Here is a 21,332-nt window from a genome sequence, read left to right as displayed (position 1 = left end):
CGTGTGTCCATCCCACACTCTCCGGGCCCGGGCAACTCCCCACGGTTTCCGGGCTCTTCCCCCCCACGGAAGGCCCCGAGTTGAAGCACCGTCGCATACCCCACCGCCGCGCCGTGATCGCGGGAGCGGGCGCGCTCGCCCTCGCCGCCACCGCCACCGTGACCCTGGCCAACGCCAACGCCACCCCGGCGCCGCCCGCCACCCCCGCCCTCGCGAAGCTGACCTCCGCCGCGGCGACCACCCTCGCCTCCCACCTCAAGACGGATACCGCGGGTGCGTTCTACGACGCCAAGGCCAAGAAGCTGGTGGTCAACGTCGTGAACCAGGCACAGGCCAGAGCGGCGCGGGCGAAGGGGGCGGAAGCCAGATTCGTCAAGCACACCTTCGCCCAGCTCGACTCGGCCCGGCAGACCCTGAAGGCGAAGGCGACCATCCCCGGTACGTCCTGGGGGATCGACCCGCAGAGCAACAAGGTCGTGGTGACCGCCGACCGCACGGTCAAGGGCGCCAAGCTGGACCGGCTCACCGAGGTCGCCAAGAGCCTCGGGGACAAGGTCGAGGTGCAGCGCAGCAAGGGAGAGTTCAAGCCCTTCATCGGCGGCGGCGACGCGATCTGGGGCAGCGGTGCCCGCTGCTCGCTCGGCTTCAACGTGGTCAAGGACGGCAAGCCGTACTTCCTGACGGCCGGCCACTGCGGCAACGAGATCAAGAGCTGGTCCGACCAGCAGGGCGGCTCGGCGATCGCGACCACCGAGGAATCGACCTTCCCGGGCCACGACTTCTCCCTCGCCAAGTACACCGGCGACACCCCGCACCCCAGCGAGGTCGACCTCTACGACGGCAGCACGCAGAAGATCACCAAGGCCGCGGAGGCCACCGTCGGTGAGAAGGTGCAGCGCAGCGGCAGCACCACCCAGGTGCACGGCGGCACCGTCAAGGCGCTGAACACCAGCGTCAACTACCAGGAGGGCACGGTCACCGGTCTGATCCAGACCGATGTCTGCGCCGAGCCCGGCGACAGCGGCGGCGCGCTCTTCGACGGGGACGCCGCGATCGGCCTCACCTCCGGCGGCAGCGGCGACTGCACCAAGGGCGGCGAGACCTTCTTCCAGCCGGTGCCGGAGGCCCTGAAGGCCTACGGCGCGGAGATCGGCTGACCGCTCCGCGGTCCGGGAGGCCCTGACCTGCCGGACATGGCGATCCCCGGGCACCGCCGTCCGGTGCCCGGGGATCGCGAACGGTCCGGTCAGAAGTCGAAGACCGAACCGCGGCCGTCGGTCATCGTGCAGGGGTTGGCGAAGGTGTAGGTGTACGACACCCGCTTGCCCTGCCAGACGCCGTCCGCGGTGACCACGACGGGAGCCCACTCCTTGGTACACAGCCGCTGTGACGGCGCGGCGGTCACCGCGCTGAAGTCGCCGGCCACCGTGCGCAGTTGGTCGCAGGCGGCTATCGCGTTCGGGTGGCTGCCGCCGGACTTCGGCATGCAGGTGAGCGTCACCGCACGCTGCACCGTGGCGGTCGCACGGCTGTCGCCCTGGCCCATCGTCAGCACCAGTTCACTCGGGGCGTACAGGCCACCGGTCCGCGCGGGCTGCGCCGGGGCGGCCACGGCCTGCGCCGTGGTGGCCAGGGTGCCCAGAACCAGTGCCGCGCCGAGCGCGACCGCCCCAGTGATGTACCGCATGACGAACACTCCCTATCTCGAAGGTGCAGATACCGGACGGGAGTCTGGCCCAACCGCACCCCGAAAGCACCTTGAGTGCGCTTGAAGCGTTCACTTTGAGTCGTTACTCGAAAGCTGAGGGTAATGGCGCGAACCGGCCGGAGTAGATGCGGCACGGGTGGGTCGGAGTGCCGTGCGGCCAGCGGGGTTGCCCCGTTCGTCATGCTTCCGGCAAGCGGCGGCGCGCTCCGGTGTGCCGGGATCCGGCCACCGACCGGCCGTTCGGGCGGGTTTCGATCTCCGGCGATTGGCCGAAGAGGGGGGCCGGAGGGTCCCTCCGAGCGGTGCCGGGCGCCCGCCGAGGTAAGAGCCGGACCGCCGCTGCCCGCCTTACCGGCCCGCCGTCGGGCCTTCCTCGAAGCGCTACCGGCCCGGTTTCCCGGTGCCCGCCGGCCCGTCGCCGCGCCGCCCCCGCGCCGTGCGGCCGGACGTCTCGTTCGCTCCCCGTCCGCGGGTCCCCGCCCGTCCGTGTACCCCGGTCAGCTCCGGCATACCGGCCGTCAGCGCCCGCATGCTCCGCGCCACCAGTGCCGCCGGGCCCCGGGGCCCGTCCGGCGGCTCGTCGCCCGCCGCCCACTGCTCGACGGCGACCCGCAGCGCGCTGTTCGCGGCCGCCGCGGCCAGCCGTACCTCCAGCGGCCCGGCGCCGGTCAGCCGCTCCAGGACCGGCACCAGCGCCTCCTCGGCGTCGTGGTGCACCCGGTGCCAGACCGCGCGCAGCGCCGGGTCGCCCGGCATCGCCCGCAGCAGCCCGCGGGTCAGGCGCAGCGACTCGGCGGCCGGCGCGTCCGCGGGGGTCAGCGCCCGGCGGGCCGCCCGCTCCAGCACCTCGCACACGGGGGGCGCGTCCGGGGCGGCCGGCGCCGCCGTCAGCTCGTCGACCCACTCCCGCACCCCGCCGGCGAGCAGCGGCACCACCGCCTCCTCCTTGGTGCGGAAGTAGCGGTAGAAGGTGCGCAGCGCGACGCCCGAGGCGCGTGCGATCTCGTCGGCGGTGACGGCGGCGCCACGCTCCGCGAACAGCGCGGCCGCGGTCCGGGCGATCTCCAGCCGGGTCTCGGCCTTGCGTCGTGCGGTGAGCGAGGGGCGGGGAAGCGGGGCGGGTTCGGACACCGAGGGCATGGGGGCAGCCTACGTGTCGTGCCGTAACGGCACACCATGTGACATTGGCACAATGTGCCACTTCGGAGTTAGCGTGCCGGAGAATCCCGAGAACGGAGCTGGACCATGGATCGCTTTGACGGACGCCGTGCCCTGATCACCGGAGCCGGTTCGGGCATCGGGCGGGCCACCGTCCACCGGCTCCTCGCCGAGGGCGCCCGGGTGGTCGCCGCGGACATCGACGCGGAGGGGCTGCGGGGCACCGCCGCCCGCGCCGCCGAGGACGGGACGGGCGGGCGGCTGGAGACGGCGGTGCTGGACATAGCCGACGAGGCGGCGGTCCGCTCCGGCGTCGCCGCCGCGGTCGCCGGCCTCGGCGGCCTGGACGTCCTGGTCAACGCGGCCGGCATCCTGCGTTCCGCGCACACCCACGAGACCGGCCTGGACCTCTTCAACAAGATCATCTCGATCAATCTGACCGGTACGTTCCTGATGACCCGCGAGGCGCTGCCCGCCCTCCTGGAGGGCCGCTCGCCGGTCGTGGTCAACTTCAGCTCCACGTCCGCCGCGTTCGCGCACCCGTACATGGCGGCCTACGCGGCGAGCAAGGGCGGCGTCCAGTCCATGACGCACGCCATCGCCGCCGAGTACAGCAAGCAGGGGCTGCGCGCGGTGTGCGTGGCGCCGGGCTCGATCGCCAGCGGGATGACCCACGGACGCGGCCCGGGGCTGCCCGACGACGCCGACATGTCCCTCTTCGCCAAGCTCACCCCGGCCCTCGGCGAGGGCTTCGCGGCCCCGGAGACGGTCGCGGGCGTGATCGCGATGCTCGCCTCGCAGGACGGCGCCTTCATCACCGGCACGGAGATCCGGATCGACGGCGGCACGCACATGTGAGCCGCCGCGGGCGGGCGAGGCGGCCTCACGTGCCCGCGGGCGGGGGAGCGGGCCTCACGCCTGCCCGGTCTCGAAGCGGCTGACCTTGCCGTCCGCCACCGTGAACCTCCAGCGCGTCCGCATCTCGCCCCAGGTGTCGTTGCGGTAGTCGGCGACGAGGGACAGCCCGTGGTCCGACTCGGAGCGCACGTCCAGGTGGCCGCGGGTGGCGAAGACCTCCCGGTCGCACCACTCCCGCAGGTCCCGGTCGGCCCCGTCGTCGGACATCGTGGCGTCGGCGGTCAGGGCGTCGAAGAACGCCTGCTCGTCATGGTTGTTGAGGGCCGTGACCAGGGCACGGACCGCGGGGTGGGACAGCCGGCCGGCGGAGATGGTCATGCGGGGGTCACATCCTTCGTGCGGAAGACCGACAGGGCCAGGGTGAGCAGGGTGCCGCCCACCGCCCAGGCGGAGAGCACCAGGAGCGGGCCGGTGAGGGCGCTGCCCCGGAAGTAGGCGAGGGAGCGTGCCGCCCAGGTGCCCGCACCCGGCGGCAGGGCGGGGCCGATGGCGCGCCAGAACGGGGGCAGCAGGGGGTAGGGGTAGGCGCCGCCCGCGCTCGGGTTGCCCAGGATGACGATCAGCAGGATCGCCAGGCCGATGCCGAGGATGCCCAGCAGGGCCTGGCAGGCCAGGGTGGTGGCACCCACCGCGAAGACGACCAGGGCGCCCAGCCCCCACAGCCCGAAGAACGTGCCGGGCAGGGCGTCGAGGACCGGCCCGACGACGACCGCGCCGGCCAGCCCGGCGGCGATCGCGTACACCGCCAGCGCGGCCAGCCGGATGACCGCCCGGTGCCCGTTGGAGGGGCGCGCCCCGGCGCTGATCGCCAGGATCGCGGCGCACAGATAGCCGCCGACGCACCAGCCGACGACGAGGTAGAAGGCCGACAGGCTGCGGCCGTCGCCCGGTGCGACCGGGCGCACGTCCACCGTGCGGACGGTGCGGTGCCGGGCCTTCTCCACCGGGCGGACGACCTGTTCGAGCGCCTGGGCCAGGGAGGTGCCACCGCCGCCGGCGACCAGCAGCCGGTCGGTGCCGCCGCGCGGGTCGACGATCAGGGCCCCGGCGACCTCCCGGTCCGCGATCCGCTGCCGCGCCTGCCGTTCGGTGGGCGCCGCGCGCGGGTCCAGGGGGGAGCCGGGCAGCCGGTCCAGGGAGTGCACCAGCTGTCCGCCGGCCGGCGCGGGGGCGACCACGGCGAGCGGTACGTCGGTCGGCCGGGGGTGGTGGAAGGCGCCGGTGTACGACGTGATGAACGCGGTCATCAGCCCCAGCACGCCGAGCACCAGCAGCGAGGCGCGCGGGGTCACCGCGCTCTTCACCTCCGTGAGGAAGGTGGTGCGGGTGCCGTCGTCCGTCGTGGCCATGTAGCGCTCCCTGCCACCTCGCGGCGGGCGGTCCGGTGCTTTTGTCCCCCTATCTTCCGGGCGGCGCGGGGGCCGTGCAGAGCGGGTGGGGCCGATCGGCGGACGGGTGGGGCGGTGATCTTCGGCGTCTCTTCGTACGAATGTTCGATGGACGGGTATGGTGGAGGAGAGGAGCGGGGGACACAGGGTCGGTCGGGGCGGATGAGGCGCGGGAGGTGCGGATGCCAGGGTTCACGCATCTGCACACCGCTTCGGGCTTCTCCCTGCGCTACGGCGCCTCCCACCCGGAGCGCCTCGCCGAGCGCGCCGCCGAACGCGGCATGGACGCCCTCGCGCTGACCGACCGGGACGGGCTCTCCGGGGCCGTGCGGTTCGCCAAGGCCGCCGCCGAGGCGGGAGTCCGCCCGCTGTTCGGCAGCGAACTCGCCGTGGCGGAGCACGTGGTGGACCCCCCGGCCGGCAACCCCGCCGTGCGGCGGCGCACCCCGGTGCGCGGCGGCGCCTTCCTCGACGAGTCCGCCGCCCGCGCCGTCTTCCTGGCCCGCGACGGCGCGGCCGGCTGGGCCGCCCTGTGCCGGCTGGTCTCGGCCGCCCACGCGGGCGCGGCCGAGCGGCCCGTCCTCGCGTGGAGCTCCCTGGAAGCCGCCGCGGACGGGCTGACCGTGCTGCTCGGACCGGACTCCGAGGTCGGCCGGGCGCTGGCCGCCGGCCGCCCGGACCGCGCCGCCCGGCTCGTCGCGCCCTGGCGGGAGCTGTACGGCGAGGGGCTGCGCCTGGAGGTCGTCGACCACGGGCGGTCCGGCAGCGGACCCGGCTCGGCACGGCTGGCCGCCCGCACCCTCGGCTTCGCCGTCGACCAGGGCATCCGCGCCGTCCTGACCAACGCGGTCCGCTATGCCGACCCCGGCCAGGGCCCGGTCGCCGACGTCCTGGACTCCGCCCGCCGCCTGGTGCCGGTGGACCGGCGCCGGCCCGAGACCTGGGACGGCGGGGAGCGCTGGCTCAAGGACGCCGCCGCGATGCGCCGCACCGCCGGGCGGATCGCCGAGGCCGCCGGCTTCCGGCGCGACCTCGCCCACCGGCTGCTCGCCATGACCGAGGAGACCGCCGGCGAGTGCCTGGTCGATCCGCAGGACGACATCGGGCTCGGCCGGGTCCACTTCCCCGAGCCGCGGCTGGTCGGCGCGGAGCACCGCACCGCCGCCCGGGTGCTGCGCTCGCACTGCGCCGCCGGGATGGTGCTGCGCGGATACGACCGCGACCGTGCGCGCTGGGCGCGGCTGGAGGACGAGCTGCGCACGATCGAACGACTGGGCTTCCCCTCGTACTTCCTGACGGTCGCCCAGGTCGTGGCGGACATCAAGGAGCGGGGGATCCGGGTCGCGGCCCGGGGGTCCGGCGCCGGGTCCCTGGTCAACCACCTCCTGGGCATCGCCCACGCCGACCCGGTCGCCCACGGGCTGCTGATGGAGCGCTTCCTGTCCGAGCGGCGGGCGGCGCTGCCGGACATCGACATCGACGTGGAATCCGCCCGCCGGCTGGAGGTCTACCGCGCGATCTTCGACCGGTTCGGCGCGGAGCGGGTCGCCACGGTCTCGATGCCCGAGACCTACCGGGTGCGGCACGCGGTACGGGACGTGGGCGCGGCGCTGGGCATGGACCCGGCCCGGGTGGACCGCCTCGCCAAGGCCTTTCCGCACATCCGCGCCCGTGACGCGCGGACGGCGCTGGCCGAGCTGCCGGAGCTGCGCGGGGTGCGGGAGGCCGGCGACGAGCGGCTGTGGCAGCTGGTCGAGGCGCTGGACGCGCTGCCGCGCGGGATCGCCATGCACCCGTGCGGGGTGCTGCTCTCCGACGCCACCCTGCTGGACCGCACGCCCACCGTGCCCACCAGCGGCGAGCACTTCGCGATGTCCCAGTTCGACAAGGACGACGTGGAGGAGATGGGGCTGCTCAAGCTCGATGTGCTGGGCGTGCGGATGCAGTCCGCGATGGCGCACGCGGTCGCCGAGATCGGCCGGGCCACCGGACGCCGGATCGACCTCGACGACCCCGCGCAGGTGCCGCCCGGAGACGAGGCGACGTATACGCTGATCCGCTCGACCGAGACCCTCGGCTGCTTCCAGATCGAGTCGCCGGGCCAGCGCGACCTGGTCGGCAGGCTCCAGCCCGCCACCTTCCACGATCTGGTCGTCGACATCTCCCTCTTCCGGCCGGGGCCGGTCGCCGCCGATATGGTGCGGCCCTTCATCGAGGCCCGGCACGGCCGCAAGGCGATCCGCTATCCGCACCCCGACCTGGCGGAACCGCTGCGCGAGACCTACGGGGTGGTGGTGTTCCACGAGCAGATCATCGAGCTGCTGCGGATCATGACGGGCTGTCAGCGGGACGAGGCGGACGAGAAGCGGCGGGCCCTGTCGCACCCCGAACTCCAGGGCCGGGTCCGCGCCTGGTTCGCGCAGTGCGCCGGGCGGCGCGGCTATCCGTCCGATGTCATCGCCCGCACCTGGGAGATCGTCGAGGCCTTCGGCTCGTACGGCTTCTGCAAGGCGCACGCGGTGGCCTTCGCGGTCCCCACCTACCAGTCGGCCTGGCTCAAGGCGCACCACCCCGCGGCCTTCTACGCCGGGCTGCTCACCCATGACCCCGGGATGTACCCGAAGCGGCTGCTGCTCGCGGACGCGCGGCGGCGCGGGGTGCCGGTGCTGCCGCTGGACGTGAACCGCTCGGCCCTCGCTCATCGAATCGAACTGGTGTCCGGTGCCGGGTTGGGTTCCGTCGGTCCCGGCGGTTCCGGGGGCCGGTCCGGCGCGGTCTGGGGGCTGCGGCTCGCGTTCTGCGATGTGCACGGCATGAGCGAGGCCGAGGCGCGGCGGATCGAGGCGGGGCAGCCCTACCACTCGCTCCAGGACCTGTGGCAGCGGGCCAGGCCGAGTCGCCCGGTGGCCGAACGCCTCGCCCGGGTGGGCGCGTTGGACGCCTTCGGCGCGAACCGGCGGGATCTGCTGCTGCACGTCGCCGAGCTGCACCACCGCGGGCGGCAGGCGTCCGGCGGCCAGCTGGCGCTGCCGGACCGGGCCCTCGACGGGGCGGACGCGGAGCCGGGGGCGGCGGCCGATCCGGTCGAGCCCGCGGGGCTGCCCGACCTCGGCGAGGTCGAACGGCTCAGCGCCGAGCTGGGCGTCCTCGGCATGGACGCCTCCCGCCATCTGATGGCCGACCACCAGGAGTTCCTCGCGGAGCTGGGGGCGCTGCCGGCCCGGCTGCTGAGGGAGGCCCGGCACGGCGAGACGGTGCTGGTCGCCGGCGCCAAGGCGGCCACCCAGACGCCACCGATCCGCTCCGGCCGGCGGGTCATCTTCACCACCCTCGACGACAGCACGGGCCTGGTCGACTGCGCCTTCTTCGACGACAGCCACGAGGCCTGTGCGCACACGATCTTCCACTCCTGGCTGCTGCTGGTGCGCGGCACGGTCCAGCGGCGCGGTCCGCGCAGCCTCAGCGTGGTCGGCGCCGCCGCCTGGAACCTCGCCGAACTGGCCGAACTGCGCCAGGAGGGCGGGCTGGAGGCGGTCGCCGCCCGGCTCGCGACCCGGCCGGACGGGGGAGCCGCCGGGGCGTCCGGGGCGTCCGGGGCATCCGGGGCGGACACCGGGGAGGCCGGGGCGGACCGGGGGCCCGGCGGGGAGTCCGGCGCGGGCGGGGAGGCCGAGCCGGCCGGCGCCCCGGGCCGCACCATCCGGCTGGAGACCGGCTACGAGCTGCACCCGTGGGCCGACCTCCAGCCCCCGGGGGAACGCGCCGCCACCGGACGCAAGTTGTGGCACTCCAGCCCCGGGAGCGCGGGATGACCCCCGGCGCCGACACCGGACCCGGCCCGGCGGCAGTCCCCGCCGAGCGGCAGCCGGGCATGCTGCACATCCGCTTCCGGACCGCCGACGGCACCCCGCTGGGCGCCGGGTGCTTCGCGCAACTGCTGCAACTGCTCGCACAGTTCACGCCGGTGATCGAGGCGCTGCCGCCGGACGCCGCGCTGGCGGACGTCCGCGGTGCGCTGCGCTACTTCGACCGGGACGCGGCGGGCCTGGCCGAACTGGTGCGGCTGCGCGCGCTGGCCTGGCACGGCGTGCGGTGCACGATCGGGATCGCCGTCAACCCGCTGCTCGCCCGGATGGCGGCCCAGGGAGCGGCCCCGGGGGAGATCAGGGTCGTCCCCGATGACGCCGCCGCCGTCGCCGCGTTCCTCGACCGCCGGCCGGCCTCGGCGCTGCACGGTGTCGGCCCGGCGGCCGCGCGCGCCCTGTGCGCCTACGGGCTCGACAGCGTCGGCCGGGTCGCCGCCGCACCGCCCGCGACCCTCCAGCGGATCCTCGGCGCGCGGACCGGCCGGGTGGTGTACGAGCGGGCCCGCGGCATCGACCCGACGCCGGTGGTCCCCAACGCCGCGGCCCGCTCGGCGGCGGCGGAACACCGCTTCGCCCACGACGAGTTGGACCCGGACCGCCGCCGGCGGGCGCTGCTCTCGCTCGCGGACGGCCTCGGGGCCCGGATGCGGGCGAGCGGACAGGTGGCCCGCGCGCTCACCCTCACCGTCCGCTACGCCGACCGCTCCACCACCACCCGCACCCGGCGGCTGGCCGGGCCGACCGCGCACGGTCCCGCGCTGGTCGAGGCGGCGTACGCGCTGCACGCCGCGCTCGGGCTGCAGCGGGCGCGGGTGCGGTCGGTGGCGCTGCGCGCGGAGGACCTGTGCCGCGCCGAACTCGCCGCCCGCCAGCTGTCCTTCGACCCGTCCGACGACCGGGCGCACCGCATCGAGGCGGCCGTCGACCGGGCCAGGGCCCGCTTCGGGGACGGGAGCGTACGACCCGCGGCGGCCTTCGGCGGAGCCGGCCGCCCGCCCCCGCTCCGGGGCGCGAAACCTTCCGGCCCCGGTGCTACCCGGCCGTGACCCACCGGCCGTTCGTGACTCACCGGCCCCAATGCACCCCGCACCCGGCGTCGGCCCGCCGTCCGGCCCGGCGCCCGGACCCGCCCCGGTCGCTCAGCCGTACAGCCGCTCCGCGTACCGCGGGCCGTAGTGCCGCTCCAGCTCCTCCAGGGGCAGATCCTGGGCCTCGACGCCCTTGACTATCCGGGCCCGCGACGGCAGGGCGTCCGGCTCCCAGGTCTCCGGCTTCCACAGCTCCGAGCGCAAGAACGCCTTGGAGCAGTGGTAGAAGACCTCCTCGACCTCCACCAGCAGCGCCAGCCGCGGGCGGTGGCCCCGGACGACCAGGTCGTCGAAGAACGGGGCATCGCGCAGCAGCCGGGCACGGCCGTTGATGCGCAGGGTGTCACAGCGCCCCGGAAGGACGTAGTCCAGCCCGACATACGGATTGGCCAGGACGTTCATCAGGCCGTCCATGCGCTTGTTGCCGGGGCGGTCGGGGATCACGAGGGTGGTGTCGTCCAGGACGTGGGTGAAGCCCGCGGGGTCGCCCTTGGGGGAGACGTCGCAGCGGCCCTGCGCATCCGCGGTGGCCAGCATGCAGAACGGCGAGCGGGCCAGCCACTGGCGGTCGAGTTCGTGCAGGCGGTGCCGGGTCTTGTGCGCGGCATGGGCGGAGGGCTCACCGATCAGTTCGCGCAGCTCCGCCGCCGACGAGATCTCCACCAGCCCGGCCGCGTCCGCCGCCCCCGCCGCGTCCGCCGCTCCAGCCGTGTCCGCCGCTTCCGCCGTCCCCATCGGCGTCTCCCCTCACTCGCTCGGTCAAGGCATCACCGAATGTACGCGATGCCACTGACAATCGACCGTCCGCGTCCGGACCGGGCGCGCGGTCCCGCCGGAGCCCAACAGGACCTGGGGCGAACGCAGTTACGCACCGCGACCGGCCGCCCGGGCGGCGGGACAGGAGAGGCGCCGTGCCGCGCGCCGCGCGCAGCACGGTCCGGCCGCCGCGCACCCCGGACATCCGGTGAGGATTGTGTGGCGCTTCCTTCACCGTCACGCCGCTGGCACATCTCGCTTACCCGGCCGTAACTTACTTGTCAGTCAACTGCGTTGGCCCTTGCGATCCGGATCGCGTGAACGACTCACCGAGCACGTCGGAGTCCCCCTCACCCCGCAAGGAGCATCGTATGAAGCTGCGCTGGTCAAGAGCGCTGACCTGCCTCTCCGCCCTCGCCCTGGCCTTCGGTGCCGCCACCGTGCCCGCCGCCGCCGACGCCCCCACCGTCAGCAGCGGCTGGAACAACTACTCCTGCAAGCCCTCCGCCGACCACCCGCGGCCGGTGGTCCTGGTGCACGGCACCCTCGGCAACTCCGTCGACAACTGGCTGGGCCTGGCGCCCTACTTGGTGGCCCGCGGCTACTGCGTCTTCTCCCTGGACTACGGCCAGCTGCCCGGCGTCCCGCTCTTCCACGGGCTGGGCCCGGTCGACGCCTCCGCCGGGCAGCTCGCCGACTTCGTCGACCGGGTGCTGGCCGCCACCGGGACGCGGCAGGCCGACCTCGTCGGCCACTCGCAGGGCGGCATGATGGCGCGGGTGTACCTGAAGTTCCACGGCGGCGCGGACAAGGTGCACACGCTGGTCGGGCTGGCCCCCGACAACCACGGCACCGACCTGGACGGGCTGACCCGCCTGCTGCCGTACTTCCCCGGTGCCAAGCAGTACCTCGACAGGGCGACCCCGGGCCTGACCGACCAGATCGCCGGCTCCGACATCCTGCGCCGCCTCAACGAGGGCGGCGACACCGTCCCCGGGGTCCACTACACCGTGCTCGCCACCCGCTACGACGAGGTCGTCACGCCCTACCGGACCCAGTTCCTCGACGGCCCCGATGTGCACAACGTCGTGCTCCAGGACCTGTGCGCGCTCGACCTCTCCGAGCACGTGGCCATCGGACTCCTCGACCGGGTCGCCTTCCACGAGACGGCCAACGCCCTCGACCCGGCCCACGCCACCCGGACGACCTGCACCTCGGGCTGACCGGGAGCCGGTCCGGCCCCCTGTCGGCGAGGGGGCCGGACCGGTGTCGGCGAGGACCGGACCGGCCGCGTACCCGGGGCCGCCGCCGTCAGCCGTCGGCCAGCAGGGCGGTGGTGCACTGCTCGGCGAGGTCCTCGGCGTGCGGGGGCAGCGGGTGTCCGCCGCGCAGATGGCGGCGCACCACTGCCAGCGGGAGGTCGATGACCGCGAGCGTCACCCGGTCCAGGGCGGGGCGGCCGTGCATCCCCAGCGCCCCCGCGAGCGCCGCCATGGCGGCCCGGACCTGCATGTTCCCGTCCTCGGCCCGCAGCAGGTACTCATCCGGCCAGTCGTCGTGGCCGAAGTCGTGGGCCCCGTACAGCAGCAGCGCGGCCTCCCGGGGATGGGTGCGGCTCCACGCCACGACGTGCCGGGCGGCGGCCCGGGCCCCCGAGAGGGGGTCGTCCGACGACTCCAGGGCCTCGAAGTAGCCCTCCTGGAAGCCCTCGACGGTCCGCAGCCACACCTCGGCGAGCAGCGCGGACCGGCCGGGGAAGCGGTGGTAGAGCGAGCCGCTGGGCGCGCCGACGGCCGCCGCGACCGCGGACATGGTGACCCCCGACGGCCCGGCGTCGGCCGCCAGCCGCACGGCGGCGTCGAGCAGCCGCGGGGTGTCGAAGCGGGAGGGCCTGGCCATGTTCTGGAGGGTACTCTCCACATGCCGGAGATACCCCTCCGAAACGGTCCGAAGCGGGTGGACGGGGGACGGAAACGGCGCCGCCTCCCCGTTCACCGGACGGGGAGGCGGCGCCGCTCCCGGGCTTCCGGGCCGACGGATCGGTCACGGGCGGACCGTCACGGGACCGATCGGCCGGGTGGCCGGTCAACCGCGCAGGTCAGCCGCGGGACCGGGCGGCCTTGCGGCGGGTGGTGGCGATCAGCACGCCGGCGCCCAGGGCCACGACGGCGGCGCCGGTGGCGGCCAGCGGGGCGGTGGAGCTGTCACCGCCGGTCTCCGCCAGCTGCCGGGTGCCGGCCGGACGGGCGCCGCCGTCGGGCCGCGGGGCGTTGCCGGAGGCGTCCGCGCCCCCGCCCACCGCGGGGTCCTCGGCGCTCGCCGACCGCACGGTGCCGGTGTGGCCGTCCGCACCGGCGCCCTGGTGGTCGTGGTGGCTCATGTCCATCGACGACTTCGCGGCGCCCGCCGCGATCTGGCTGTCGGTCGGCGCGGAGGCCAGGGGCGCGGACTTCACGCTGGCTCCGGCGGCCGCGCCCTTCCCGAAGACGACGTCGGAGCAGGTGTAGAACGCCTCCGGGCTGTCCGACCGCTGCCAGATGCTGTAGATCAGGTGGCGCCCGGACCGCGCCGGCACCTTCCCGCTGAAGACGTACTCACCGTTGGTCAGCTTCGGGTCGGTCACCTTCACGAACGGCTTCGACTCCAGGTCGGACCACTTCAGCGGCTTGGCCGGGTCGTAGCCCTTCTTGGTGAGGTACAGCTCGAAGGAGCCCTTGTGCGGGGCGGTGGCCTTGTAGTGGAACGTGTGCGTCCCGGCCCGCATACGGGAGGACGGCCAGTCGGCCCGCGCCAGGTCCAGGCCCTTGTACGCGGGGTTGTTGGCGCTGCACAGCTTGCCGTTCGGGATCCGGGTCTTCGACTTGCCGCCGGCCTCGCCGTCCCGCACCCCGTTCCAGTCGTAGAGCGCCTGGCTCCCGCCGACCCGCACGGCGGCCTTGCACGCCGCGGACTGCGGGCTCTCCGGCCCCTCCGCGTAGCAGGCCGAGACCCGGCTCACCGGATCCGTCATCGAACCGTGCGCGGCGGCCGGGCTCGCGGCGAGCACGGTGAGCACGAGCGGCGCGGCACCGACCAGCGCGATCCCGGTGGCCTTACGACGAGCGGTCATCGTGGGGGTCTCCTTCATCAGTGGGCATCCAGCCGGGGCAGGGGGAGCAAGGGCGGCGCCAGTGGTGGGGGGTCGGGATGCGCACGACGGCACCGCCCCCCGGTGAACGGTGCCGGCGCCTCGCAACGCCGCCTTGCGAGAAGCACGCTAGCCCCGCTGAACAGCGGATTTACGGCACGGAGGGCGATGCGGATGATCTTTATGGTGGGCTTAAGGAGCCGCTAAGCGGGGGCACAGGCAGGCCGGGAGGAAACGGGCGGCGCGGGTGGGGCCGGTGGGGGGTTCCGGCTCACTGGTCGTCCGCCGTGGTGAAGGCGGGCGGGGTGCCGAGGTCGGCGGCGAGGGTGGTGAAGTCGTTCGCCGGGGCGTCCAAGGGAGCCGGGCGGAGGGGGAGTTCGGCCCAGATGATCTTTCCCTGGGAGGTGTGGCGGGTGCCCCAGCGCTGGGCGACGCGGGCGATGAGGAACAGGCCGCGGCCGCCCTCGTCGGTGGTCCGGGCATGGCGGAGGTGCGGGGCGGTGCTGCCGGTGTCGGACACCTCGCAGATCAGCGCCCGCGCCCGGATCATCCGCAGGCTGATCGGGCCGGTGGCGTGCCGGATGGCGTTGGTGACCAGCTCGCTGACGATGAGTTCGGTGGAGAAGCCGAGCTCCTCCAGGTCCCACTCCGCCAGCCGGGCCGCCGCCGCCCTGCGGGCCTCGCCGACCGCCGAGGGGTCGGCGGGGATCTCCCACGTGGCCAGCTGGGTGTGCGGCAGGGCCCGGGTGCGGGCCAGCAGCAGCGCCACGTCGTCGACCGGCCGGGCGCCCGGCAGCCCGTCGACCACCGTGTCGCAGAGGCTCTCCAGCGGCGCCTGCGGATCGGCCAGGGCGCTGCGCAGCCGGGCGATGCCCCCGTCGAGGTCGAGGGCCTTCCCCATCAGCAGCCCGTTGGTGTAGAGCGCCAGCAAACTCCCCTCGGGCAGGTGCAGTTCGGCGGATTCGAAGGGCATCCCGCCCAGCCCCAGCGGCGGTCCGGTCGGCAGCTCCAGCAGTTCGGCGGCGCCGGTGGGGCTCACCAGCAGCGGCGCGGGGTGGCCGGCGCGGGCCAGCGTGCAACTACAGGCGACCGGGTCGTAGACCGCGTACAGGCAGGTGGCGCCGACGACTCCGTTGCCGGCGGTGTCGGCGGTGCCGGTCTGCGCGTCGTCGGCGACCCGGTTGACCATGTCGTCGAGGTGCGCCAGCACCTCTTCCGGGGACAGCGGCAGGTCGGCCAGCGCCTGGACGGCGGCGCGCAGCCGGCCCATGGTGGCCGCGGCGTGCACGCCGTGGCCGACCACGTCGCCGACCACCAGCGCGACCCGGGCCCCGGACAGCGGGATCACGTCGAACCAGTCGCCGCCGACGCCGCTGAGCGAGTCGGCCGGCAGATAGCGGTAGGCCGCCTCCACCGCGCACTGGTCGGGCAGATCGCGCGGCAGCAGGCTGTGCTGGAGGGTGAGGGCCGTGGTGTGCTCGCGGGTGTATCGGCGGGCGTTGTCGATGGCCATCGCGGCGCGGGTGCCGAACTCCTCGGCCAGCACCAGGTCGTCGGGCTGGAAGGGCCCGGTGTGCTGCCAGCGGGCGAACGCGGCGGCGCCCAGGAAGACCCCGCGCGCCCGCAGCGGCACCACCATCAGCGAGTGGAAGCCGAGCGCGCGCAGCTGCGCGGCGTGCACCGGGTCCTCGGCCGCCCAGTCGCCGTCGTCGAGGTCGAGCGTCTGGAGCAGTGTGGAGTTGCCCTCGGTCAGGCTCAGCACCACGGGCGCCGACGGCGGGTAGGAGGCCCGCTCCCCGACCGCGACCACGGCCTCCGGGCAGCCCTCGCGCACGGACTGCTGGCCCGCGCGGCGCATGGCGAACAGCGCCGAGGCCTCGACCGGCCCCGCGGCCGGCTGCTCGCCGCTGAGCAGCGCGTCGAGCAGGTCGACGGTGACGAAGTCGGCGAGATCCGGCACCGCCGCGTCGGCCAGCTCCTGCGCGGTCCGCCAGACGTCCAGTGAGCTGCCGATGCGCTCCCCGGCCCGGTTCAGCAGCGCCATCCGCTGCCGGGACCGGTAACTCTCCGTGACGTCGAGCACCATGTAGCAGACGCCGAGGACCTGGCCGGCGCTGTCCTCCAGGCGGAAGAACGACGTGGAGTAGGCATGCTCGCGCTGCGGATCGGACTGCGGCCGGCCCAGGTACTCGTAGCCGACCGAGGGCAGGCCGGTACGCAGCACCCGGCGCATCTCCGCCTCGATGGCCTTCACGGCCAGGCCCGGCTGGACGTCCCCCAGGCGCCTGCCGAGGCGCGCCTCGCGGCTGGTGCCGCCCATCCGCTCCAGCGCGTCGTTCAGCCACACGAACCGCAGATCGGCGTTCACCATGCCCACGCCGATCGGGGACATCCCCAAAATCCCCTCCAGGAACGACCGGCTCGCTCCTGACCAGGGGGTCTGTGTCATCTCGGCGGCCAGCAGGAGACGTGCGGAGCCGTGCTCGGTGTCCTGGACCGGCAGGATGCGAAGTTCCAGGTCGAGCCGGTGCCCGTCCTTGTGGCGTACGGCCTCCAGCCCGCTCCAGCCGTCCGCCGACGCCAGCCGCGTGCGCCACTCACTGTCCGGCGCCGAGCTGGGGTCCACTCCGGTGAACAGGTCCGCGAGGGGCCTGCCGACGGCCTCGGACACCCGGTAGCCGAGCAGCCGCTCGGCCCCCTCGGTCCAGCCCTGCGTGACCCCCGCGCGATCCGTCACCACCACGGCCGTCCGCGTGAGGTCGAAGACGCCGTCTCCGGAGACACGGCTGCTCTGGGGCACACTCATATGACCGGTCCAATGCCGGTACCACCTGCGACGGACGCCCTTCCCGGACGTCCTCGACGCACCGTACCGGCCCTTCCACGGTACTCCCTGCGCCCTTGGCGGGCGCGCTTCCCGGCACCGGCCGCCGCCCCGCGGAGCCCGCCCGGGAACCGCGTCCGCACGGCGTTGTCAGTGGTCGCTGCCATCCTCGGCGCATGAGCACCGATGCCACTGCCGACCCTTCCCGCCGACCCCGTTCCGCCCCCGCCAACCCCCGTGCCCGCCCCCGGGAGTCGCCCCTGCCGACCGCCGGCGCCGCCTACTGGGAAGCGGCCGCCGCCTCCTTCGACGACGAGCCGGACCACGGCCTGCGCGACCCGGCCGTCCGTGCCGCCTGGGCCGCCCGGTTGCGCACCTGGCTGCCGTCCGGGCCCGCCGCCGTCCTCGACCTGGGCTGCGGCACGGGCAGCCTGGCGCTGCTCGCCGCCGAACAGGGGCATCGCGTCACGGGCGTCGACCGCTCACCGCGCATGATCGCCCGGGCGCGCGCCAAGCTCGCCGGCCACGAGGCCGCGCTCCTGGTCGGTGACGCCGCCCAACCACCCGTGGGGGAGCGGAGGTTCGACGCGGTGCTGGTGCGTCATGTCCTGTGGGCGCTGCCCGATGCCGCGGCCGCGCTGCGCCGCTGGGCCGGTCTGCTGGCCCCCGGCGGGCGGCTGGTGCTGGTCGAGGGCCGCTGGGGCGAGGCCGAGCCCATGGGCCTGCCGGCTGCCGAACTCACCGACCTCGTCGCGCCGTTGGCCGCCGGGATACGGGTGGAGAGCCTGGTGGGTGATCCGGTGCTGTGGGGCAAGGAGGTGACCGACGAACGCTATGCGCTGATCGCCGAACTCCCGGGCCGGGACGCGGCGGTGACCGGTGCCGTGCCCCAGCCCCCGTGCGGGTGAGCTGTCGGGTGCGGGTGGTGCTCAGCCCTCGCCCAGCGGGCGGACGTACCGCCACTCCGCGGCGAACGGCCGGTAGCCGAAGGTCTGGTTGAGGGCGAGCATCGGGGCGTTGTCGGCGTCGTTGCCGGTGAACGCCTCGGTGTAGCCGGCCTCGCGGGCGCGGTGCAGGGAGGCGGTCTTGGCCAGCCGGGCCAGGCCCCGGCCGCGGAAGGCGCGGCGGGTGCCGGTCATGTCGGAGGAGTAGCGGGTGCGGCCGTCGGTGAAGGCCAGGGCGAAGGAGGCGATCTCGCCGTCGACGGTGACCACCGAGGTGAGGTCCGGGTCGTGGTGGGGGTGTTCCCAGGTGTGCCGCAGCCAGTCCTCGTAGGCCATGGCGTCGATGGTGACATCGCCCGGCACATCCGCGGTGGCCTCGGTGTCCGCCTCGAACAGCCGCCGCGGGTCGGCCTCGAGGTCCGTGCCGGGGTGCAGCCGGACGCCGGGCGGCAGGTCGGAGGGGAGCTGCGGCAGCGCGGCCCCGGTGAGGTCCAGGCGCAGGAAGCGGGCCTGCCGGGTGCGGCGGTAGCCATGGCGCTCCGCGAAGGCCGATCCGCCGGTCCCGTCCACCGCCCAGCCGTGCAGCCGGGTGGCGCCGACCGCGGCGAGATGCTCCTCGGCCGCGGTCAGCAGGGCGCGGCCCACGCCCCGGCCGCGGTGGTCGGGGTGGACCTGGGGAGTGGCCGCGGCCTGCCCCGGAACGGCGGCGTCGTGCACCACGACGGCCCGCACCGTGCCGACGACCCGGCCGTCCCGCTCGGCGACGAACAGCCGCAGCCGCTGCGCCGCGGGCGCCGTGGCGACCTCCCAGGCGACGCCCTGCGGGGTGGAGAGGAGGAAGGGCACGGCGGCCCGTCGCAGCTCGGCGACGGCCCGGGCGTCGGACGGACGGAAGTCGCGCACGGTGAGTGTCATGACGGCGGACAGTACGCGTCGGTGCGCCCGGGCGCCGCCGAATTTCCGGCGGGCGGGGCGCGGCAGACGGCCGTGGCTCATTCCGTACGGCCGCCGCACGGTTTCAGTGGCCTGTACATCTATTCGCGCGTACGGTGCTGCTGTGGGCCGCCGCCGTGGCGCGGAGGCCCGCCGATGCCACGAAGGAGGAGCCGCCTCATGTGCGGAATCACCGGATGGATCTCCTACGACACCGACCTCACCACCCAGCGCCGCACGCTGGAGACGATGACCCGGACCATGGCCTGCCGCGGGCCCGACGCGGACGGGGTCTGGCTCGACACCCACGCCGCGTTCGGCCACCGCAGGCTCGCCGTCATCGACCTCGACGGCGGCGCCCAGCCCATGGCGGTGGACCACGAGGGCCGCACCCTGGTCGTCACCACCTACAGCGGCGAGGTCTACAACTACCGTGAGCTGCGCCGCGAACTGACCGGACTGGGCCACACCTTCCGCACCCACAGCGACACCGAAGTGGTGCTGCACGCCTACCTCGAGTGGGGCGCGGCGTGCGCCGAGCACCTCAACGGCATGTACGCCTTCGCGCTCTGGGACCCGCGCACCGAGGAACTGCTGCTGATCCGCGACCGGATGGGCATCAAGCCGCTCTACTACCACCCCACCCCCGACGGCGTGCTGTTCGGCTCCGAGCCCAAGGCCATCCTCGCCCACCCCTCGGTACGCCCCACCGTCGACGCCGAGGGCCTCGCCGAACTCATCACCTTCACCAAGACCCCCGGCCACGCCGTCTACCAGGGCATGCACGAGGTGCGCCCCGGCCATGTCGTCCGGGTCGGCCGCAACGGCGTGCGCACCACGCGCTACTGGGCCCTCGAGGCCCGCGAGCACACCGACGGCCTCGACACCACCGTCGCGCACATACGGGAACTCCTCGACGACATCGTGGCCCGCCAGCTGATCGCCGACGTGCCGCTGTGCACCCTGCTCTCCGGCGGCCTGGACTCCTCCGCCATCACCGCGCTGGCCGCCAAGGCGCTGGCGGAGCAGGGCCGCGGCCCGGTCCGCTCGTTCGCCGTCGACTTCACCGGCTACACCGAGAACTTCACCCCCGACGATCTGCGCGGCACCCCCGACGGCCCGTACGCCCACGCCCTGGCCGAGCACGTCCGCTCCGACCACCGCGACATCGTCCTGGACACCGCCGACCTGATGGACCCCGGCCACCGCGCCGCCGTGCTCGCCGCCCGCGATCTGCCCAACGGCTTCGGCGACGGCGACACCTCCCTCTACCTGCTGTTCAAGGCCGTCCGCGAACGGTCCACGGTCGCCCTGTCCGGCGAGTCCGCGGACGAGGTCTTCGGCGGCTACCGCTGGTTCCACGACCCCGCGGCCGTCCACGCCGACACGTTCCCCTGGATCGCCGCCGGCATCGCCGGCCGGTTCGCCGGCGGCGACACCGACCGTGAGGCGCTGCTCGACCACGGGCTGCTCGGCAAGCTCGACCTGCCCGGATACGAGCGGCGCCGCTACCGCGAGGCGCTCGCCGAAGTGCCCTACCTCGACAGCGACACCGGCCTGCAGCGCCGGATGCGCGAGATCAGCTATCTGCATCTGACCCGCTTCGTGCAGATCCTGCTCGACCGCAAGGACCGGGCCAGCATGGCCGTCGGCCTGGAGGTCCGCGTCCCGTTCTGCGACCACCGCCTCGTCGACTACGTCTTCAACACCCCCTGGGCGATGAAGACCTTCGACGGCCGGGAGAAGTCGCTGCTGCGCGCCGCCACCCGCGAGGTGCTCCCCGACCTGGTGGCCGACCGGGTCAAGAGCCCCTACCCCAGCACCCAGGACCCGCGCTACAGCGAGGCGCTGCGCACCGAGCTGAAGGCGCTGTGCGCCGACCGCGACGCCCCCGTCCGGCCGCTGCTGGACGCCGCCGCCACCGCGCACGCCCTCACCGACGGGGCGGCCGCCGGCATCCGTCCGGCCGCCGAACTCGTCCTCGGCATGAACGCCTGGCTGCGCACGACCGGCACCGCCCTCGCACTGTGACCACCCCCGGGGGATAGCACCTCCCGGCACGGCGGGCGCTCCTGACGCACAATGGATGCGACAAACAAGCGCACCGGCGGGTCCGCGCACCTCACGCACCCCGGGAGCCCCCGGGGCGGAGAGGCGTCGCGCACCCGCCCCACCACCAGCAACAGGAGCGCCCCCGTGTCCCCGCAGACCTTGTCCCTCACCATCGACCCGGCCGCGTCCGCCGCGCCGTTCGAGCAGGTACGCACCCAGATCGCGGATCAGGCCCGGGACGGCGCCCTGCCGGTCGGCTACAAGCTGCCCACCGTCCGCGGCCTGGCCGAGGACCTCGGGCTGGCCGCCAACACCGTCGCCAAGGCCTACCGCGCCCTGGAGACCGACGGGGTGATCGAGACCCGCGGCCGCAACGGCAGCTTCATCGCGGCGGCCGGCGAGGCCGCCGACAAGGAGGCCGCCGCGGCCGCCGAGTCCTACGCCCGCCGCGTCCGGCGCCTCGGCCTGGACCAGCGTGCCGCCCTCGCCGCCGCCGAGAACGCCCTGCGCGCCACCTACGGCGCCGGCGCCTGACCCGCACCGCCACCCAGCACCCGCCGCCCGAAAGGA

Annotated in this window: 17 protein-coding genes; 8 read left to right on the top strand and 9 right to left on the bottom strand. The window is 74.6% G+C overall.

The genetic code is table 11. From position 1 onward, the window contains the following. Nucleotides 1-80 precede the first annotated feature (80 nt). On the top strand, nt 81-1,157 hold the full coding sequence (locus IEY78_RS20680; RefSeq protein ID WP_189100410.1) for a S1 family peptidase: 1,077 nt from the start codon (nt 81-83) through the stop codon (nt 1,155-1,157). 89 nt (nt 1,158-1,246) lie between these two features. Here the strand turns inward: IEY78_RS20680 and IEY78_RS20675 are convergent, their stop codons facing one another. Next, nucleotides 1,247-1,687 (bottom strand): subtilase-type protease inhibitor, encoded by a 441-nt coding sequence (locus IEY78_RS20675; RefSeq protein ID WP_189100408.1) that lies wholly within the window; start codon nt 1,685-1,687, stop codon nt 1,247-1,249. 402 nt (nt 1,688-2,089) lie between these two features. Beyond that, on the bottom strand, nt 2,090-2,848 hold the full coding sequence (locus IEY78_RS20670) for a TetR/AcrR family transcriptional regulator (RefSeq protein WP_189100406.1): 759 nt from the start codon (nt 2,846-2,848) through the stop codon (nt 2,090-2,092). A gap of 105 nt (nt 2,849-2,953) precedes the next feature. On the opposite strand from IEY78_RS20670, the gene IEY78_RS20665 reads away from it, so the two are divergent. Then, nucleotides 2,954-3,724, top strand: a complete 771-nt coding sequence (locus tag IEY78_RS20665) for an SDR family NAD(P)-dependent oxidoreductase (protein ID WP_189100404.1) — start codon at nt 2,954-2,956, stop codon at nt 3,722-3,724. A gap of 54 nt (nt 3,725-3,778) precedes the next feature. On the opposite strand, the gene IEY78_RS20660 is transcribed toward IEY78_RS20665, so the two are convergent. Continuing rightward, a complete protein-coding gene (locus tag IEY78_RS20660) occupies nt 3,779-4,102 on the bottom strand; it encodes a nuclear transport factor 2 family protein (protein ID WP_189100403.1) in 324 nt (107 codons plus the stop codon). Next, nucleotides 4,099-5,133 (bottom strand): DUF3533 domain-containing protein, encoded by a 1,035-nt coding sequence (locus tag IEY78_RS20655; RefSeq protein ID WP_189100401.1) that lies wholly within the window; start codon nt 5,131-5,133, stop codon nt 4,099-4,101. The genes IEY78_RS20660 and IEY78_RS20655 overlap by 4 nt, the downstream gene beginning before the upstream one ends. Nucleotides 5,134-5,354: 221 nt before the next feature. On the opposite strand from IEY78_RS20655, the gene IEY78_RS20650 reads away from it, so the two are divergent. Continuing rightward, entirely contained in the window at nt 5,355-8,984 is a 3,630-nt protein-coding gene (locus IEY78_RS20650) for a DNA polymerase III subunit alpha (RefSeq protein WP_189100399.1), read from the top strand. Beyond that, entirely contained in the window at nt 8,981-10,084 is a 1,104-nt protein-coding gene (locus IEY78_RS20645) for a DNA polymerase Y family protein (RefSeq protein WP_189100397.1), read from the top strand. The genes IEY78_RS20650 and IEY78_RS20645 overlap by 4 nt, the downstream gene beginning before the upstream one ends. Nucleotides 10,085-10,177: 93 nt before the next feature. Here IEY78_RS20645 and IEY78_RS20640 read toward each other — a convergent pair whose 3' ends face one another. Next, nucleotides 10,178-10,861 carry a pyridoxamine 5'-phosphate oxidase family protein gene (locus IEY78_RS20640; protein WP_373294200.1) on the bottom strand — a complete coding sequence of 228 codons (684 nt, stop codon included), beginning with the start codon at nt 10,859-10,861 and terminating at the stop codon, nt 10,178-10,180. A gap of 392 nt (nt 10,862-11,253) precedes the next feature. Between IEY78_RS20640 and IEY78_RS20635 the strand changes: the two genes are divergently transcribed. After that, nucleotides 11,254-12,105 carry an esterase/lipase family protein gene (locus IEY78_RS20635; RefSeq protein WP_189100395.1) on the top strand — a complete coding sequence of 284 codons (852 nt, stop codon included), beginning with the start codon at nt 11,254-11,256 and terminating at the stop codon, nt 12,103-12,105. An 88-nt stretch (nt 12,106-12,193) separates the two neighbouring features. Here the strand turns inward: IEY78_RS20635 and IEY78_RS20630 are convergent, their stop codons facing one another. From IEY78_RS20630 to IEY78_RS20620, 3 genes are all read right to left on the bottom strand, one after another. Further along, on the bottom strand, nt 12,194-12,781 hold the full coding sequence (locus tag IEY78_RS20630; RefSeq protein ID WP_189100393.1) for a TetR/AcrR family transcriptional regulator: 588 nt from the start codon (nt 12,779-12,781) through the stop codon (nt 12,194-12,196). Nucleotides 12,782-12,980: 199 nt separating this feature from the next. Next, the gene (locus IEY78_RS20625; RefSeq protein WP_189100391.1) at nt 12,981-13,991 is read right to left on the bottom strand and encodes a lytic polysaccharide monooxygenase; all 1,011 of its coding nucleotides are present in this window, start codon (nt 13,989-13,991) and stop codon (nt 12,981-12,983) included. A 289-nt stretch (nt 13,992-14,280) separates the two neighbouring features. Then, on the bottom strand, nt 14,281-16,815 hold the full coding sequence (locus tag IEY78_RS20620) for a SpoIIE family protein phosphatase (protein ID WP_189100390.1): 2,535 nt from the start codon (nt 16,813-16,815) through the stop codon (nt 14,281-14,283). A 194-nt stretch (nt 16,816-17,009) separates the two neighbouring features. Between IEY78_RS20620 and IEY78_RS20615 the strand changes: the two genes are divergently transcribed. Then, nucleotides 17,010-17,741, top strand: coding sequence for a class I SAM-dependent methyltransferase (locus IEY78_RS20615; protein WP_189100388.1), 732 nt, complete (start codon nt 17,010-17,012; stop codon nt 17,739-17,741). 21 nt (nt 17,742-17,762) lie between these two features. Here IEY78_RS20615 and IEY78_RS20610 read toward each other — a convergent pair whose 3' ends face one another. Next, complete coding sequence (locus IEY78_RS20610; protein WP_189100386.1) at nt 17,763-18,692, bottom strand: GNAT family N-acetyltransferase; 930 nt, start codon at nt 18,690-18,692, stop codon at nt 17,763-17,765. 198 nt (nt 18,693-18,890) lie between these two features. Here IEY78_RS20610 and asnB point away from each other — a divergent pair, with 198 nt between their 5' ends. Together asnB and IEY78_RS20600 are read left to right on the top strand one after the other, a co-directional pair. Next, the gene (gene asnB, locus IEY78_RS20605; protein ID WP_189100384.1) at nt 18,891-20,741 is read left to right on the top strand and encodes an asparagine synthase (glutamine-hydrolyzing); all 1,851 of its coding nucleotides are present in this window, start codon (nt 18,891-18,893) and stop codon (nt 20,739-20,741) included. 165 nt (nt 20,742-20,906) lie between these two features. Further along, on the top strand, nt 20,907-21,296 hold the full coding sequence (locus IEY78_RS20600) for a GntR family transcriptional regulator (RefSeq protein ID WP_189100382.1): 390 nt from the start codon (nt 20,907-20,909) through the stop codon (nt 21,294-21,296). Nucleotides 21,297-21,332 lie beyond the last annotated feature (36 nt).

It is taken from the genome of Streptomyces kronopolitis (assembly GCF_014646275.1).
In the GTDB taxonomy this organism is placed as follows: Bacteria; Actinomycetota; Actinomycetes; order Streptomycetales; family Streptomycetaceae; genus Streptomyces; species Streptomyces kronopolitis.
This window is presented reverse-complemented; position numbering and strand designations above follow the sequence as displayed.